The 15,401-nt window shown below is 51.5% G+C and carries 18 protein-coding genes and 1 tRNA gene; 18 read left to right on the top strand and 1 reads right to left on the bottom strand.

The annotated features are described in order from the left end of the window. Window positions 1-107 precede the first annotated feature (107 nt). The 15 genes from DP119_RS12955 to DP119_RS12885 all read left to right on the top strand — a co-directional run bounded on the left by DP119_RS12955 (window position 108) and on the right by DP119_RS12885 (window position 12,959). Window positions 108-1,271, top strand: a complete 1,164-nt coding sequence (locus DP119_RS12955) for an ATP phosphoribosyltransferase regulatory subunit (protein ID WP_112233572.1) — start codon at window positions 108-110, stop codon at window positions 1,269-1,271. Then, complete coding sequence (gene hisG / locus DP119_RS12950; protein WP_112233571.1) at window positions 1,264-1,890, top strand: ATP phosphoribosyltransferase; 627 nt, start codon at window positions 1,264-1,266, stop codon at window positions 1,888-1,890. Before DP119_RS12955 ends, hisG begins: the two co-directional genes overlap by 8 nt. Next, entirely contained in the window at window positions 1,887-3,170 is a 1,284-nt protein-coding gene (hisD, locus tag DP119_RS12945) for a histidinol dehydrogenase (protein ID WP_112233570.1), read from the top strand. The genes hisG and hisD overlap by 4 nt, the downstream gene beginning before the upstream one ends. Continuing rightward, on the top strand, window positions 3,167-3,754 hold the full coding sequence (gene hisB, locus DP119_RS12940) for an imidazoleglycerol-phosphate dehydratase HisB (RefSeq protein WP_249222073.1): 588 nt from the start codon (window positions 3,167-3,169) through the stop codon (window positions 3,752-3,754). The genes hisD and hisB overlap by 4 nt, the downstream gene beginning before the upstream one ends. Continuing rightward, on the top strand, window positions 3,751-4,380 hold the full coding sequence (hisH, locus tag DP119_RS12935) for an imidazole glycerol phosphate synthase subunit HisH (protein ID WP_112233569.1): 630 nt from the start codon (window positions 3,751-3,753) through the stop codon (window positions 4,378-4,380). Before hisB ends, hisH begins: the two co-directional genes overlap by 4 nt. After that, on the top strand, window positions 4,373-5,101 hold the full coding sequence (hisA, locus tag DP119_RS12930; protein WP_112233568.1) for a 1-(5-phosphoribosyl)-5-[(5-phosphoribosylamino)methylideneamino]imidazole-4-carboxamide isomerase: 729 nt from the start codon (window positions 4,373-4,375) through the stop codon (window positions 5,099-5,101). The genes hisH and hisA overlap by 8 nt, the downstream gene beginning before the upstream one ends. Further along, a complete protein-coding gene (hisF, locus tag DP119_RS12925; protein ID WP_112233567.1) occupies window positions 5,095-5,847 on the top strand; it encodes an imidazole glycerol phosphate synthase subunit HisF in 753 nt (250 codons plus the stop codon). Before hisA ends, hisF begins: the two co-directional genes overlap by 7 nt. Beyond that, window positions 5,844-6,467: a bifunctional phosphoribosyl-AMP cyclohydrolase/phosphoribosyl-ATP diphosphatase HisIE gene (gene hisIE, locus DP119_RS12920; RefSeq protein WP_112233566.1), complete on the top strand. Its 624-nt coding sequence runs from the start codon at window positions 5,844-5,846 to the stop codon at window positions 6,465-6,467. Before hisF ends, hisIE begins: the two co-directional genes overlap by 4 nt. A gap of 85 nt (window positions 6,468-6,552) precedes the next feature. Further along, window positions 6,553-8,079 (top strand): tetratricopeptide repeat protein, encoded by a 1,527-nt coding sequence (locus DP119_RS12915; RefSeq protein ID WP_338066454.1) that lies wholly within the window; start codon window positions 6,553-6,555, stop codon window positions 8,077-8,079. Window positions 8,080-8,146: 67 nt separating this feature from the next. Next, a complete protein-coding gene (trxB, locus tag DP119_RS12910) occupies window positions 8,147-9,106 on the top strand; it encodes a thioredoxin-disulfide reductase (protein WP_112233564.1) in 960 nt (319 codons plus the stop codon). 206 nt (window positions 9,107-9,312) lie between these two features. Then, a complete protein-coding gene (locus tag DP119_RS12905; RefSeq protein ID WP_112233563.1) occupies window positions 9,313-9,798 on the top strand; it encodes an NUDIX domain-containing protein in 486 nt (161 codons plus the stop codon). Beyond that, window positions 9,791-10,672 carry an RNase adapter RapZ gene (gene rapZ, locus DP119_RS12900; protein ID WP_112233562.1) on the top strand — a complete coding sequence of 294 codons (882 nt, stop codon included), beginning with the start codon at window positions 9,791-9,793 and terminating at the stop codon, window positions 10,670-10,672. The genes DP119_RS12905 and rapZ overlap by 8 nt, the downstream gene beginning before the upstream one ends. 4 nt (window positions 10,673-10,676) lie before the next feature. Next, window positions 10,677-11,672 carry a gluconeogenesis factor YvcK family protein gene (locus DP119_RS12895; RefSeq protein WP_112233561.1) on the top strand — a complete coding sequence of 332 codons (996 nt, stop codon included), beginning with the start codon at window positions 10,677-10,679 and terminating at the stop codon, window positions 11,670-11,672. A gap of 21 nt (window positions 11,673-11,693) precedes the next feature. Then, the gene (gene whiA / locus DP119_RS12890; RefSeq protein ID WP_112233560.1) at window positions 11,694-12,644 is read left to right on the top strand and encodes a DNA-binding protein WhiA; all 951 of its coding nucleotides are present in this window, start codon (window positions 11,694-11,696) and stop codon (window positions 12,642-12,644) included. A 57-nt stretch (window positions 12,645-12,701) separates the two neighbouring features. Further along, entirely contained in the window at window positions 12,702-12,959 is a 258-nt protein-coding gene (locus DP119_RS12885) for an HPr family phosphocarrier protein (RefSeq protein WP_112233559.1), read from the top strand. Between the two features lie 66 nt (window positions 12,960-13,025). Here the strand turns inward: DP119_RS12885 and clpP are convergent, their stop codons facing one another. Then, the gene (gene clpP / locus DP119_RS12880) at window positions 13,026-13,637 is read right to left on the bottom strand and encodes an ATP-dependent Clp endopeptidase proteolytic subunit ClpP (RefSeq protein ID WP_068868719.1); all 612 of its coding nucleotides are present in this window, start codon (window positions 13,635-13,637) and stop codon (window positions 13,026-13,028) included. 166 nt (window positions 13,638-13,803) lie between these two features. On the opposite strand from clpP, the gene DP119_RS12875 reads away from it, so the two are divergent. The 3 genes from DP119_RS12875 to DP119_RS12865 all read left to right on the top strand — a co-directional run bounded on the left by DP119_RS12875 (window position 13,804) and on the right by DP119_RS12865 (window position 15,394). Beyond that, window positions 13,804-13,875 (top strand) — tRNA-Arg (locus DP119_RS12875). 155 nt (window positions 13,876-14,030) lie between these two features. Next, entirely contained in the window at window positions 14,031-14,609 is a 579-nt protein-coding gene (locus DP119_RS12870; RefSeq protein WP_112233558.1) for a LemA family protein, read from the top strand. Further along, window positions 14,606-15,394, top strand: a complete 789-nt coding sequence (locus DP119_RS12865; protein ID WP_058381248.1) for a TPM domain-containing protein — start codon at window positions 14,606-14,608, stop codon at window positions 15,392-15,394. Before DP119_RS12870 ends, DP119_RS12865 begins: the two co-directional genes overlap by 4 nt. The last annotated feature ends 7 nt before the right edge of the window (window positions 15,395-15,401 follow it).

Below are 15,401 nucleotides of genomic sequence, written 5' to 3'. Positions count from 1 at the left end.
CCTTGCTTGACGGGCCAAAGCGGCTTGCGCTAAAATAAGAATCACTTTAACGATTCATCACTCTAGCGAACTAAAGTGAAATAACCGATAATAGGAAGTGTTCAACGATGACCATCGAAATGTTTGAAAAACCATTAGGCATGCGTGACGATTTTCCTTTAATTACAAAGCAAAAAGCGGTATTGAGAAAACAAGGCACTGAACTAATCGAGCGGGCAGGCTATGAACTGCTGCAGACGCCGACTTTAGAATATTACGAAACGATCGGAAAGATTTCCGCCATTTCAGATGACGCACTTTTCAAGCTTCTCGACAGCCAAGGTAAGACGCTCGTCTTGCGGCCGGATATGACATCACCGATCGCGCGTGTGGCGGCCTCGAAATTATTGCGCGAGAAAATGCCGATCCGCCTCGGCTATTACTCCAATGTGTTCCGCGCGCAAAAGCGTGAAGGCGGCCGCCCTGCGGAATTCGAGCAGATGGGTGTCGAATTGATCGGCGATGATTCTTTATATGCAGACGCAGAAGTGATCAGCCTGGCTTGGGATATCCTGAAGGAATTGGGGATCGGTTCAGCCCGCATCGTTATCGGCCACACGAGGCTGCTGGGGCTTATCTTGGCAGATTTCGGGCTGGATGCGGAACAAAGCGGCAAAGTGAGAGAGTTGTTTGTCGCCAAGAACGGCGTGGGGGTTGAACAACTGGCAGAAGAGCTGCCGATCCCTGAAGGCAAACTGGCATCGTTCCTGAAATTGATGCAGGCAACAACGGTAGCGGATTGGAAATTATGGATCAATGAAGAAAATGAAGAACAACGGGAGCTTTACCGCGACATGGAGCGCCTTGAAGAGCTGCTCGGGCGCAATGGGCTTGGGGATGCGATCACTTTTGATATCTCCTTCAGCAGCCACATGACTTATTACACCGGCTTGGTGTTCGAGTTCTATGGAGCCGGCAGCGGGTTTCCATTAGGCAGCGGCGGCCGCTATGATGGCTTGATGGAACAGTTTGGCTTGCAGGTCGGCGCGACCGGATTCGGCTTGCGGGTCGACCGCCTGCTCGAATCGATTTCGGCCAAAGAAGCGGAGGAACCGCACACATTGATCCTGTTCGATGAACACAGCGAGCAAGATGCATTCGATAAAGCGCAGCAATTAAGGGCGTCAGGGAAGCGTGTGACCATGCAGTACGCACCGGCCGTTAAAGCGCTTGAGCCGTTCACTGCCTTGTTCACCGAAGTCATCAGAGGGGAGGAACTGCAAAATGGATGAATTGACGATCGCCATGCCCAAGGGCAGGATTTTTGAAGAAGCATACGAGCTATTGGTCGGAGCGGGCTATGATCTGCCGAAAGAGCTCGACGACTCGCGCAAGCTGATCGTCGAAGCGCCGAATGAGAAATTCCGATTCATCCTCGCGAAACCGATGGATGTGCCGACTTATGTCGAACACGGTGTGGCGGATATCGGCATTGCCGGAAAAGATGTCTTGCTCGAGCACGATAGAGACGTACACGAATTATTGGACCTTGGCATCAGCGCATGCTATATCGCGACCGCCGGCTTGCCGGATACGGAAATGGATGAAGTGACACCGCGGATTGCAACGAAATACCCGGCGGTGGCTTCGCATTATTACCGCAGCAAAGGTGAACAAGTCGAGATCATCGAATTGAACGGCTCAATCGAGTTGGCGCCGCTGATCGGCTTGTCAGACCGCATTGTCGATATCGTGTCGACCGGCCGCACCTTGAAAGACAATGGGCTGGTCGAATACGAAAAAATCGCTGACATCACGTCGCGCCTGATCGCGAATCCCGTCAGCTACCGCCTGAAGCAGAGGCGCATTACGGAAATGGTCGATAAACTGCGGGAGCAGGTGGGACGATGAAAATCCAGCGCCTGACAGACGAGTTGTCGATTCGTCGCCAATTAGCCGACGGCACGGAACAGCAACTGCAAGCGGTAAAAGAAATCATTGAAGCGGTAAGGGCTGAAGGCGATGCAGCTTTGCTGCGCTTTGCGAAAAAATGGGATAAAGCGGAGCTGTCCGCATTAAAGGTGACGCAAGAGGAAATCCGGCAGGCAGCCGAGCGTTTCGATCCTCAGTTACTCGCCGACCTGACAGAAGCGGCACAAAATATCCGCAGCTATCATGAAGGCCAACAGCAACAAGGCTACCGGCATGACCGGGCAGACGGGTCCTATGTCGCACAGCGCGTTACGCCGATTGAATCGGCCGGACTTTACGTTCCGGGCGGTACGGCCGCCTACCCGTCCTCTGTGTTGATGAACGTCATTCCGGCACAAGTGGCGGGAGTCGGGCGCATCGTCGTCACCTCGCCCCCGGACAGCGATGGAAACTTGTCGGATGGTGTGCTCGTTGCGGCGCATATCCTTGGAATCGATGAATTATACAAAACGGGCGGGGCTCAGGCAATCGCGGCGCTTGCTTACGGTACCGAGACGATCCGGCCAGTCGATAAGATCACAGGACCGGGCAATATTTTCGTAGCGCTCGCCAAACGCGAAGTGAACGGCGATGTGGCGATCGATATGATCGCAGGGCCGAGCGAAATCGCCATCATTGCCGATGACAGCGCCTATGCGGATGAAGTGGCGGCGGATTTATTATCCCAAGCTGAACACGACCCGCTCGCAAGTGCTGTATTATTGACAGAGAGCCGTGCGCTTGCAGAACAAGTCGCAGCGCAAGTGGCAAGCCAAGTGGCGACTTTGCCGCGCGAAGCGATTGCCGCGGCTTCAATCCGTGACCACGGCGCTATTTATGTGGCGGACAGCCGCGCTGAATTGATCAACGCTGCCAATCAATTGGCTCCAGAGCATTTGGAGATCATGACAGAAGATGCGGAAGCGGTAGCGGAACAAATCGATCACGCCGGCGCGATTTTTATCGGCCGTTATTCATCGGAACCGATCGGCGATTATTTTGCCGGCACGAACCATGTCTTGCCGACCAATAGCACAGCGCGCTTTTCAAGCGCATTGTCCGTCTATGATTTTGTTAAACGGACGAGCATCGTCCATTACAGCGAGCAGGCATGGCGTGAAAACCAAGAGAAAATTGCAAGGCTCGCACGGCTGGAAGGCCTCGAAGCACACGCACGTGCAGTCGAATCGCGCGCTTGGAAAAAGGAGAGTCAATCATGAGGAAATCGGACATTACGCGAAAAACCAATGAAACGGAAATTGCCGTCAGCTTCTCACTCGATGGAAAAGGGCAGGCGGATATCAATACAGGGGTGCCATTCATGGACCATATGCTGGACCTTTTCATCAAGCACGGGCAATTTGACGGGCGTATCCACGCAAATGGCGATACCCATATCGATGACCACCACACGACAGAAGACATCGGGATCGTCCTTGGCCAGGCAGTGCTTGAAGCTTTGGGCGATAAAAAAGGCTTGCGCCGCTACGGCAACGCCTTTGTGCCGATGGACGATGCGCTCGCGCAAGTGGTCATCGATTGCTCGAACCGTCCTCACCTAGAATTCCGGGGAGATATCCCGAACGCCAAAGTCGGCGCATTCGATACGGAACTCGTCCATGAATTCCTATGGAAGTTTGCGTTGGAATCACGCATGAACGTCCACGTCATCGTCCATTATGGGCGCAATACGCACCACATCATCGAAGCGGTCTTCAAGGCGCTAGCACGAGCGCTCGACGACGCGACGATGATCGACCCGCGTGTAGAGGGCGTCCCGTCGACAAAGGGGCTTTTAACATGATTGTCGGCATCATTGATTACGGTATGGGTAATTTATTCAGCGTTGAACAGGCATTGAAAAAACTGGATTGCACCGTTATCACTTCAGATGACGCAGAAGTCTTGGCGGAAGCGGATGCAATCTTGCTTCCAGGTGTCGGCGCATTTCCGGATGCGATGAAGCGCTTGGAGGAAAAAGGTTTAGCCGGGTTCATCCGTTCGCTTCCGGAGCGGAAGATCCCTTTGCTCGGGATTTGCCTCGGCATGCAATTATTATATGAAGACAGTGAAGAAGGCAGGCCGGTCAATGGGCTTGGTTTATTGAAGGGCCATATCCGGCGCTTTCCGAAAGGGGATTACCGCATCCCGCATATGGGATGGAACCGCCTGAACTTCGTGAACAGGCCTTATTGGCTTGAAGATCTACTTGAAGACACACATGTTTATTTTGTCCACTCGTTTTTGGCGATGGAGACGGATCGTGCAGAAGTCTTCGCGACAGCTGAATACGGCGGGCTTGAAGTGCCGGGTGTTGTCGGCGGCGGATTGATTACGGGGATGCAATTCCATCCGGAAAAATCGGGCGAGTTCGGGCATTATTTATTGGCGCAGTGGATTGCAAATGTCAGGGGGGATTTCCATGAGTGAATTTCAAATTTATCCGGCGATCGACTTGAGGGGCGGAAAATGCGTCCGCTTGTTCCAAGGTGATTATGGCCAGGAGACTGTCTATGCGGATTCGCCCGTTGAAATGGCGAAAAGTTTTGTGGAAGCCGGGGCTAAGTGGATCCATATGGTCGATTTAGACGGCGCGAAAGACGGCAGCCGCATCAACGATCAAGTGGTCATCGAAGCGGCGAAGCTCAATGCCAACATCCAAGTGGGCGGCGGTATCCGCAGCCGCGAAGACATCAACCATTATTTATCGAATGGAGTTTCCCGTGTCATTATCGGAAGCTTGGCCGTAAGGGAACCCGAACTGGTCGCGTCATTCATCGAGGAGTTCGGCGCAGAACGGATTGTTATCGGGATCGATGCGAAAGACGGCATGGCGGCGACAGAAGGATGGATCGAAACTTCCCATAAGCCGGCATCTGAAGTGGCTGCTTATTTTGCTTCAAAAGGGGCGAAGCATTTCATCTACACCGATATTTCGACAGACGGCACGCTTGCCGGCCCGAATATCGAAGCGAACCGGAAACTTGTGGGCGATTCCTCGTCTGAAGTCATCGTGTCGGGCGGCATCGGGACGCTCGATGATGTGAGAAAGGTCAAGCAAGCGGCGGGTGACAGCCCGATTGCCGGACTCATCATCGGCAAAGCGCTATATGAAAACCGATTTACACTCGAGGAGGCGCTGTCATGTTGACAAAACGCATCATTCCATGCCTTGACGTCAAGGAAGGGCGCGTCGTCAAAGGCGTCAGCTTCGTCGAACTGCGGGATGCGGGGGACCCAGTCGAACTCGCCAAATTCTATGATGAACAAGGCGCAGACGAATTGGTCTTCCTGGACATTTCCGCTTCACACGAAGGGAAAGAAACGATGATCGAAGTGGTGCGTATTGTCGCCACTGAACTATCGATTCCCTTTACGGTGGGCGGGGGTATCCGGACGCTTGATGATATGAAACGCATGCTGCGTGCAGGCGCGGATAAAGTCTCCTTGAATACAGCGGCGCTCGACCGGCCGGAATTGATTAAAGAAGGCGCGGATTTCTTCGGTGCACAGTGCATCGTCGTCGCGATCGACGCGAAAAGAAACGGCGATAGCTGGGATGTCTATACGCACGGAGGCCGCAACCGGACCGAATGGGATGCTGTCGAATGGGCGAAAAAAGCGGTCGCTCTGGGTGCCGGGGAACTGCTTTTGACCAGCATGGACAGCGATGGCCAAAAAGACGGGTTCGACGTCGCGCTGACAAAAGCGGTGCGCGAAGCCGTGGAAGTGCCTGTCATCGCAAGCGGCGGCGCAGGAAACCGTGAACATTTCAAGGAAGTATTCGAACAAGCCGATGCTGATGCGGCGCTTGCGGCATCGATTTTCCATTATAAAGAAACGAGCGTCAGAGAAGTGAAACAGTATCTGCGGGAAGAAGGAGTGAATGTCCGGTGACGAATGTGAAATACGATGAAAACGGGTTAGTGCCCGTCATATTGCAGGATGCAACTACAAAGCAAGTGCTGACATTGGCTTATGCCAACGAGGAAGCGGTCAAGCGCACGATCGACACGAAAGAAACCTGGCTGTACTCAAGAAGCCGGCAGGAACTTTGGAATAAAGGCGCGACCAGCGGCCATACACAGCGCGTCCAATCCGTGCAAATCGATTGCGACGGCGATTCTTTGATTTATGAAGTAATCCCGAACGGCCCGGCCTGCCATACGGGCGAGACGAGCTGCTTCCATGAAACTTTGGCTGGGGAACGCGCGGCTTCAGCAATGGACATGATCACAGAGCTCAGCGCGTTGATCAAACAACGCGAAACGGATATGCCGGAAGGCGCCTATACGACCTATTTGTTCGAGGAAGGCGTCGATAAAATCTGCAAGAAAGTCGGGGAAGAAGCGGCGGAAGTCATTATCGCCGCCAAGAATCGCGATGCCCGCGAACTGGCGACGGAAAGTGCAGACCTTTTATATCATCTGCTCGTCTTGCTGCAGGAACAGAAAGTCGATTTCAAAGAAGTGACGGGTGTGCTCGAAGAACGCCACGCAACGAAAAAGGACAAGTAAATAATAGGGAAATATGCTATAATAACAGCACATTTAGGGATAGGGACGATTTCGATCGTTCCTTTTCCTGTTACGGAGGCATATTTTGGAGAAAAACAAAAGAGAGAATTTCGATAACGTCGTGTCATTCATTCCGACAGGGGAATTTTATTATCAAAAAGCGCTCAAGGAATTGCAGCGCGAACAATACGATAAGGCGTATAAATATTTACAGCGCGCGAAAGAATTGACTCCGGATGACCCGCTCATCCTGATGCACTACGGGGTGGTGCTGATGGAGCGGCAGGAGTTCGAGCTGGCGATGGATGAATTGCGCAATGCCCATAAGCTCGATCCGGAAGAACCGAATATTTTATTCTTTTTGGCTGAAGTCCATGCACATCTCGGCCTGTTTTTTGATGCCCGGAAATATGCCAAGGATTATCTCGAAAAGGATACACGCGGAAGCTATGCAGCGGAAGCCATGGAAATCATCGACTTCGCCGAGCAGGAAGACTGGCAGCTGTTCGATGATGAAGGCGAAGCCTATAACAGCGAGTATTATTATTTGCAGGAAAAAGCGCGCCGGTTAATGGAACAAGGCAAATTTCCGGAAGCGATCGAGTTATTGGAAGAAGTGATTGAGGAAAAGCCCGATTTCTGGGGCGCCTATAACAACCTGGCGCTTGCGTATTTCTATATCGGGGAAACGGAAATGGCGAAATCGCTGCTTCACGAAGTACTTCGCAGAAATACCGGCAATCTGCATGCATTGTGCAATTTGGCAGTGTTTCATTATTACGAGAAAAACGACGAACTGGAAGATATCCTCGGCTTGCTGAAGAAAATCCAGCCTTATGTCTTTGAACATCGCTATAAATTAGGCGCGACTTTTGCGTTGGTTGGCAAGTACAAAGAAGCGTACCGCTGGCTGAAAAGCCTTCAAAAACGCGGTTTTGATGGTGACCCGGCGTTTTACTTCTGGCTGTCGCATGCCGCGTATCATTCGGGCCATGAAGAAACCGCCAAGCAGGCATGGGAGCAATTGAAACGCATGGACCCAGCGAAAGAGGGATACGAGCCGTGGGGAGAGCAGGCGGTTATGCCGCATGTCGATGCCCTTGAACACGACCGGGACTTTCTGATACGCAAACTTGACCATCCTCATTTAAGCGAGCGGATCTATGGTTTGTTCCTGCTCGGGAAATCTTCCCATAAGCAGGAAATCATCTCGCACCCGAATTGGCTGAAATCCGAGCAGCCCTCCGTTCTGGAAACATATATGCTCGGTTATGCGCTGGGCCATCCATTCCGTGAATCGGTCAAGGAAGAGAAAGCTTTTTTACGTGCGATGGAAGCAGCGGAGCGCCTATATTACCAAAAAGGGATGGTCGACCAGGAAAATGATGGCATCTTCCAGTTGTGGTTCATGCTGGCAGAACAAGCTTTTGATGAACATTATGCATTCCGCAACCCGGCCGCTCTTGCCGCTGCTGTCACATACATGGTTGAATCAGCGGAAAAACGGGAAACGACAAAAAAAGCGGTCGCTACGAAATTCGGGACTTCTGCCGCAACATTGGCAAAATACGTCGATGAATTAATCGGTTTTTTGCCGAATTTCGACAGCTAGGCATAAAAGTTGAAGGCGGCAGTTTATTGCTTTACGATTTAGCTAGTGATAACGAGGAGGGCCTATAATGACAGAAACGACGAATATTTACGATGTGTTAATTATCGGTGCAGGGCCGGCTGGCATGACAGCAGCGGTCTATACATCCCGAGCGAATCTTTCGACGCTCATGCTTGAGCGCGGGATCCCAGGCGGGCAGATGGCCAACACTGAAGAAATTGAAAACTATCCAGGGTTTGACCATATTCTCGGCCCTGACCTATCAACAAAAATGTTTGAACATGCGAAAAAATTCGGTGCAGAGTATGCATATGGCGACGTAACTGAAATCATTGACGGCGATGAATTCAAAACCGTTAAAGCCGGTTCGAAAGAATACAAAGCCCGCGCCATCATCTTGACGACCGGAGCCGAGTATAAGAAGATGGGCATCCCAGGCGAAACCGAACTTGGCGGCCGCGGTGTCAGCTATTGCGCAGTGTGCGACGGCGCCTTCTTTAAAGGCAAGGAACTAGTGGTCGTCGGCGGCGGGGACTCTGCAGTCGAAGAAGGGGTCTACTTGACGCGCTTTGCGGATAAAGTGACGATCGTCCACCGCAGAGATGAATTGCGCGCGCAGAAAATCCTGCAGGACCGCGCTTTTGCGAACGACAAGATCGACTTTATCTGGGACACGACAGTGAAAGAGATCCATGAGAAAGACGGCAAGGTCGGAAGCGTCACATTGGTGTCGACTAAAGACGATTCCGAACGGGAATTCGAGACGGATGGCGTGTTCGTCTACATCGGCATGCTGCCGTTGACAAAACCGTTTGAATCGCTGGGCATCTTGAATGACCTGGGCTATATCGAGACGAATGAAGAAATGGAAACATCAGTGCCGGGAATCTTCGCGGCAGGCGATGTGCGGGATAAAACTTTGCGCCAAGTCGTCACGGCGACTGGCGACGGCAGCATCGCCGCACAGAGCGTCCAGCACTACGTGGAAGAGCTTGCAGAAAAAATCGCTTCAAAAGCGCAAGCTTAACGATTTCTTAATCGCTCTGTAACAGCATTGTCATGCAAAAGGGGTATAGTGGGTATAGTAAATCAACCCCCTTTTTATATAGTTATCTTTGACAGGCTGCTTTCCGGAAAGTCCGGGGAGTGGCCTCTTTTTTTGCATTCTTTTGCATGACACGCCAGGATAGATGTATAATGAAAATAGTTTATATTAGATGCGGAGTGGCAAATGTGCAGCGAATCGCGAATTTATTGCTAATAGAGAATGGCAAAGTATTATTGATGAAAAAGCCGCGCAGGGATTGGTACGTAGCCCCTGGCGGCAAGATGGAAAGCGGCGAATCGATTTATGAAGCGGCCATCCGTGAGTTCAGGGAAGAAACCGATGCAAAGCCGATGGGCGTCCATCTGAAGGGCGTCTACACCATGATGATCCAAGAAGGCGGACAAACGGTGGATGAATGGATGCTGTTCACGTTCCGGGCGACACAGCTCCGGGGAACGCCATTCGAAGAAACACGAGAAGGGATTCTTGAATGGCATCCTGTCGAAAGCCTGCATACCCTTCCGATGGCGGAGGGTGACCGGACGAACCTGTTATTTGCGGCTTATCAGGAAGGCGTCCAATACGGGACCTTTTATTACACGCAGGAGTTCGAACTGCTAGACGAGAACATCCAATCATCGACCGAAGAGGTGAACCGCCAGCATGGATAAGCATATCGAAGAAACCGAATTGATCATCATCACCGGAATGTCCGGTGCAGGGAAGACAGTGGCAATCCAGAGTTTTGAAGACCTCGGTTTTTTCACCATCGATAATCTTCCACCTGCGCTTCTTCCGACATTCATCAAATTGATGCGGGATTCAGGCAAATCGATGAAACGCGTCGCAGCGGTCATGGACCTTCGCGGTGGCGATTTTTTCGCCAGCCTCGTAGATGCGATCGATGATTTATCAAAGGAACCGGAAGTGTCGATCACCATCCTGTTTCTCGATGCGGAAAACCAGACGCTCGTCAGCCGCTACAAAGAAACACGGCGTTCCCACCCGCTGTCGCCGGGCGGTCTCGTCCTTGGGGGCATTAAAAAAGAACGGGATATGCTGAAAGACCTGCAGGGGCGGGCACATTATATGTACAATACGTCTGAAATGAGCCCCCGCCAGCTGAAGGAGAAAATCACTTCGGATTTCGCTTCGAAAACGAGCAATGTCTTCACGGTCAACTTGATGTCTTTCGGTTTCAAGCACGGCATGCCGATCGATGCGGATCTGGTCTTTGATGTGCGCTTCCTGCCGAATCCTTATTATATAGAAGAATTGAATCCGCAATCGGGCTTGGATCAGCCGGTTTCCGATTATGTCTTAAAATGGCAGGAGACGCAGACGCTGGTGGCAAAACTGGAAGATTTATTCGATTTCATGATCCCCCAGTACAAACAGGAAGGCAAAGCGCAATTGGTCATCGCTTTCGGCTGCACGGGCGGCCAGCATCGATCCGTGACGCTTGCTGAGTATTTCGGAAAATACTTATCGAAAAACAATAAAGTCAGCATTACGCATAGAGATGTGAAAATCAGAAAGGGCTGAGCACATGAAAAAAAGTCTCCAGCAAAAACGAGTCGTAATCATCGGGGGCGGGACCGGTCTGTCCACTTTGCTGAGGGGCTTGAAAACTTTTCCGCTCGACTTGACGGCGATTGTCACAGTGGCAGATGACGGCGGGAGCTCCGGGCGTTTGCGGGATGACTTGGACATCCCTCCGCCAGGCGACATCCGCAACGTCATGGCGGCGCTGTCGGATGCCGAACCTTTGGTGGCCGAAATGTTCCAATACCGTTTCAAGCATTCGCTTGATTTGGAAGGCCATTCACTGGGCAATCTGATGCTTGCGGCTTTGACCGATTTGACAGGCGATTTCTCGCATGCGGTCCGGGAAATGAGCCGTGTCTTGAACGTCAACGGCACCGTCCTGCCTGCTGCCAATCAACTGGTAACCTTGAATGCTGAGCTTGAAGACGGGACTATCATCAAAGGCGAATCCAAGATTCCTGCCTATATGCAGCCAATCAAGCGCGTCTTCCTGGAACCGGCTGGCGTCAGGACTTTGCCCGATACCATTCAGGCGATCAAATCGGCAGATGTCATCGTCATCGGGCCGGGTTCCTTGTACACGAGCATCTTGCCGAATTTGCTCGTGAAAGATATCAAAAAAGCGCTGATCGAAGCAAAGGCGCGAAAAATATATATATGCAACCTGATGACCCAAGCAGGGGAAACTTATGGCTATGCAGCTTCGGATCACGTAAAAGCCCTATACGACCATGTAGGCGTGGATTTCCTCGATGCCATTTTGATCGATAAAGTCCAGATGCCGCAAGTAGTGGCTGAAAGATACAAAAAAGAAAAAGCGTGGCCGGTGGAATACGATGAAGAACGCCTGAAAAAACTTGGGCTTGCAGTGTATCGCCATGACATTGCGAATATTTTCGGGGAAGCCGTCCGGCATGAACCGATGAAAGTGGCGAAATGGCTTTATGGATATGCCAGCAGCGAATCGAAGGAAGAATCGCGGCGCCGGTACTCTTAAAGCTTGAAAGGGGGGGCATAATTGTCTTTTGCATCAGAAACAAAAAAAGAAATGACCCAGATCGAAGTGGATGATTGCTGCGGAAAAGCGGAACTGTCAGCGATGATTCGCATGAACGGCACGCTGTCATTTTCCAACCGCCAATTGAGCCTGGATATCCAAACGGAGAACGCAGCCATCGCGAGAAGGATCTATACATTGCTGAAGCGCTTCTATAAAGCATATCCAGTGGAATTGCTGGTGCGCAAGAAGATGCGCCTAAAAAAGAATAACATCTATATTTGCCGTTTGCGGGAAGGCGCGAAGCTGGTGCTCGAGGATTTATTGATCTTGTCTGAAGGCTTCCAGTTTCAGCAGGATATCTCCCCTGAACTGATTTCGACGACGTGCTGCAAGCGTTCATATTTGCGCGGGGCATTCCTGGCGGGAGGCTCGGTCAACAACCCGGAAACATCCTCCTATCACCTGGAAGTGTATTCTTCCTATAAAGACCACGCTGAAGCGCTGGTTGTCCTGATGAACCATTTCCAGTTGAACGCGAAAATGATCGAGCGGAAAAAAGGGTTTGTGACTTATTTGAAAGAAGCGGAGAAAATTTCCGATTTCCTTAGCCTGACAGGCGCCCATTCGGCACTGTTGAAATTCGAAGATGTCCGGATCCTCCGTGATATGCGCAATAGCGTCAATCGCTTAGTCAATTGTGAAACGGCCAATTTGAATAAGACCATCGATGCGGCGCTGCGGCAAATCGAAAATATCCGCTTTATCGACCAGGTAATCGGAATCGATCAATTGCCGGACCGCCTGAAAGAAATAGCCCGCTTGCGTGTCGAGTACCAGGATGTCACACTGAAAGAACTGGGCGAAATGGTATCGACAGGAAAAGTGAGTAAGTCAGGCGTCAACCATAGGCTCCGGAAAATCGATGAGATTGCCGAGTCATTGAGAAAAGGCGAAACGATCAGCCGGTAAAGCGGCTGCTCTTTTCTATAGATTGCGTGAGAGTCAAGTTTTCGGAGGAGGATATGCATGGTAGAAAAACAAGTGGAAGTGCAATTGAAATCAGGATTACAGGCGAGGCAGGCGGCATTGTTCGTACAGGAAGCCAATCGCTATAGTTCGGATGTCTATTTGGAAAAAGGCGACAAGAAAGTCAATGCCAAGAGCATCATGGGCATTATGAGCCTAGCTGTCAGCAAAGGCACGAACGTCACGATATCAGCCGACGGCGCTGACGAAGAATCAGCAGTCGATGCGCTGGCGCAATTGGTCGATAAAGAAGCTTAAAGCCAGGCGCCTTAAGCAGCAAAAAAAGAGCTGTCCCACATGCGGGACAGCTCTTTTTGTCTAATATTAATCTTCTTTTTCGTGGTTTTCCGGCAGTTTGTTGCGCGTGATGATTTGGTCGACGAGGCCATATTCAAGTGCGCGTTCAGCAGTCATGAAGTTATCGCGGTCTGTATCGCGTGAAATCACTTCAAGCGGCTGGCCAGTACGTTCAGACAGGATTTGGTTCAGTTTCTCGCGCAAGAACAGGATGCGTTTTGCGGCGATTTCGATTTCAGTCGCTTGCCCTTGGGCGCCGCCAAGTGGCTGGTGGATCATGACTTCAGCGTTTGGCAATGCATAGCGTTTGCCTTTTGTGCCGGCAGCCAGAAGGAAAGCACCCATGGATGCAGCCATGCCGATGCAAACTGTCTGGACATCTGGCTTGATGAATTGCATGACATCATAGATCGCCATACCGGCCGTGATGCTGCCGCCTGGGCTGTTGATGTAGATGGAAATGTCTTTCTCCGGATCTTCAGCCTCAAGGAATAGCAATTGCGCGACGATGGAGTTCGCGACATTGTCATCGATCCCGCTGCCGAGCATGATGACGCGGTCTTTCAATAGACGGGAATAGATATCGTATGCGCGTTCCCCTCTGCTTGTCTGTTCGATTACTGTAGGGATTAAATTCATGGATAATTTCCTCCTTCGGGTAAATGTAAGTGCTGCTGAAACACCGTTCAGCCGTACATTCATCATACACATCATGGTCAATGAAGGTCAAATCTAACGAATTGAAAATAGCCGCTTGAAATAAAGGGAAAGCTTTTGTATAATAGAAAAGTCGCTAACAACATTTGCCCTCGTAGTGTAAAGGATAACACGTAAGATTCCGGTTCTTGAGATGGGGGTTCGATTCCCTCCGAGGGTGTAAAAATGGAAAACCGCACAGCCTGTCAAAGGCTGTGCGGTTTTTTCGTTGAATCTTTTCATTCCCTGAAACGTAGAATCATGTGTAAAGGGTTTCAACGGCCAGGCAGTCAGGGAAAACAAAAAATATTATTGTAAAAGAAAAGGAGACTGGAAATGAAAAAATTACTTATTCCATTGCTGTTGGTGATTGGGCTGATCGTCATCGCCATCGCCGTATTCGGCTCAAGCTATAATAATTTCGTTCAGTTGGAAGAAGACGTCAATCAGTCCTATGCGCAGCTGGAAAGCCAATTGCAGCGCCGGCTTGATTTGATCCCGAACTTGGTGGAAACTGTGAAAGGTTTTGCCGACCAGGAGCAAGAGGTCATCGATAGTGTCACGGAAGCCCGTTCGAGCATGGCGAATGCCGGATCAGTCGAAGAACAGGCCGAGGCAGACGCCGAATTGAGCGGCGCGCTCAGCCGCTTGCTCGTCGTCGTCGAGAACTATCCGGAAATCCGCTCGAGTGAGAACTTCCAGCAATTATCCGATGAACTGGCCGGAACAGAAAACCGGATTGCAGTCGCCCGCCAGGACTATAATGGCTCGGTGACGGAATTCAACCGGGAAGTTCGCAGTTTCCCAGGCAACATGGTGGCGGGAATCTTCGGCTTTGACGAAAAGGAATATTTCGAAGCTGATGCCGGGGCAGAAGATGCACCGGATGTGGACTTTGGGACTGACGAAGAATGATCCGAAGAATTCCTGTTTTGCTCTTGTTGCTGCTGATGATCCCCGGAACTGTGCAGGCGGCAGAATTTCCGGAGTTGACTGATGATATTTACATTCAGGATATCGCGGGCGTCTTGAGCGAAGAACAGGAAGCCGAGCTCAAGAGCTTAGGTGCTGGCCTGGAAGACGCGACAACTGCCCAGATTGCCGTTATGGTCGTCGAGTCCTTGGAAGGTGAGCCGATCGAAAGCTACGCCAATGAAGCGTTGCGCCATTATGGCGTAGGCTCAGCGGAAGAGAACAACGGCGTGCTGGTCGTGCTATCGATGACAGACCGTGAGATCTACATCGAAATCGGCTACGGCCTGGAAGGCGCGCTTCCTGACGGAAAAGTCGGGCGCATTTTGGATGATTACGCCGTTCCATATTTGCGTGAAGACCAGCCGGACGAAGCGATCCTCAATACGTACCAAGCACTGTACAATGAAGTGGCTGCGGAATACGGCTGGGACGGGGAAGCGGCTAGCCCCCAGCCGCTCAATGAAGTGACGCCAGGCAGCAGTGAAGGTGGAGGCGGCTTTATGCAGCCGGTCATCACCTTCCTGATCGTACTTGTTTTGTTGTTCCTGTTTACAGGAGGAGGCGGCGGCCGTGGACGTCGCGGCCGCGGCAGAACGATGAGGCGCGGCGGGTTTTTCGGGCCCGGCAGTTTTGGCGGCGGCTTCGGAGGCGGTTCCGGCGGTGGAGGTTTCCGCGGCGGCGGTGGCGGCTCTTCAGGAGGCGGCGGAGCCGGGCGAGGCTTCTAATAAGGAG

It is taken from the genome of Planococcus maitriensis, from assembly GCF_003289925.1.
Taxonomy (GTDB): domain Bacteria; phylum Bacillota; class Bacilli; order Bacillales_A; family Planococcaceae; genus Planococcus; species Planococcus maitriensis.
Note: the sequence above shows the minus strand (reverse complement) of the source record. Positions and strands in the feature narration are given on the sequence as shown.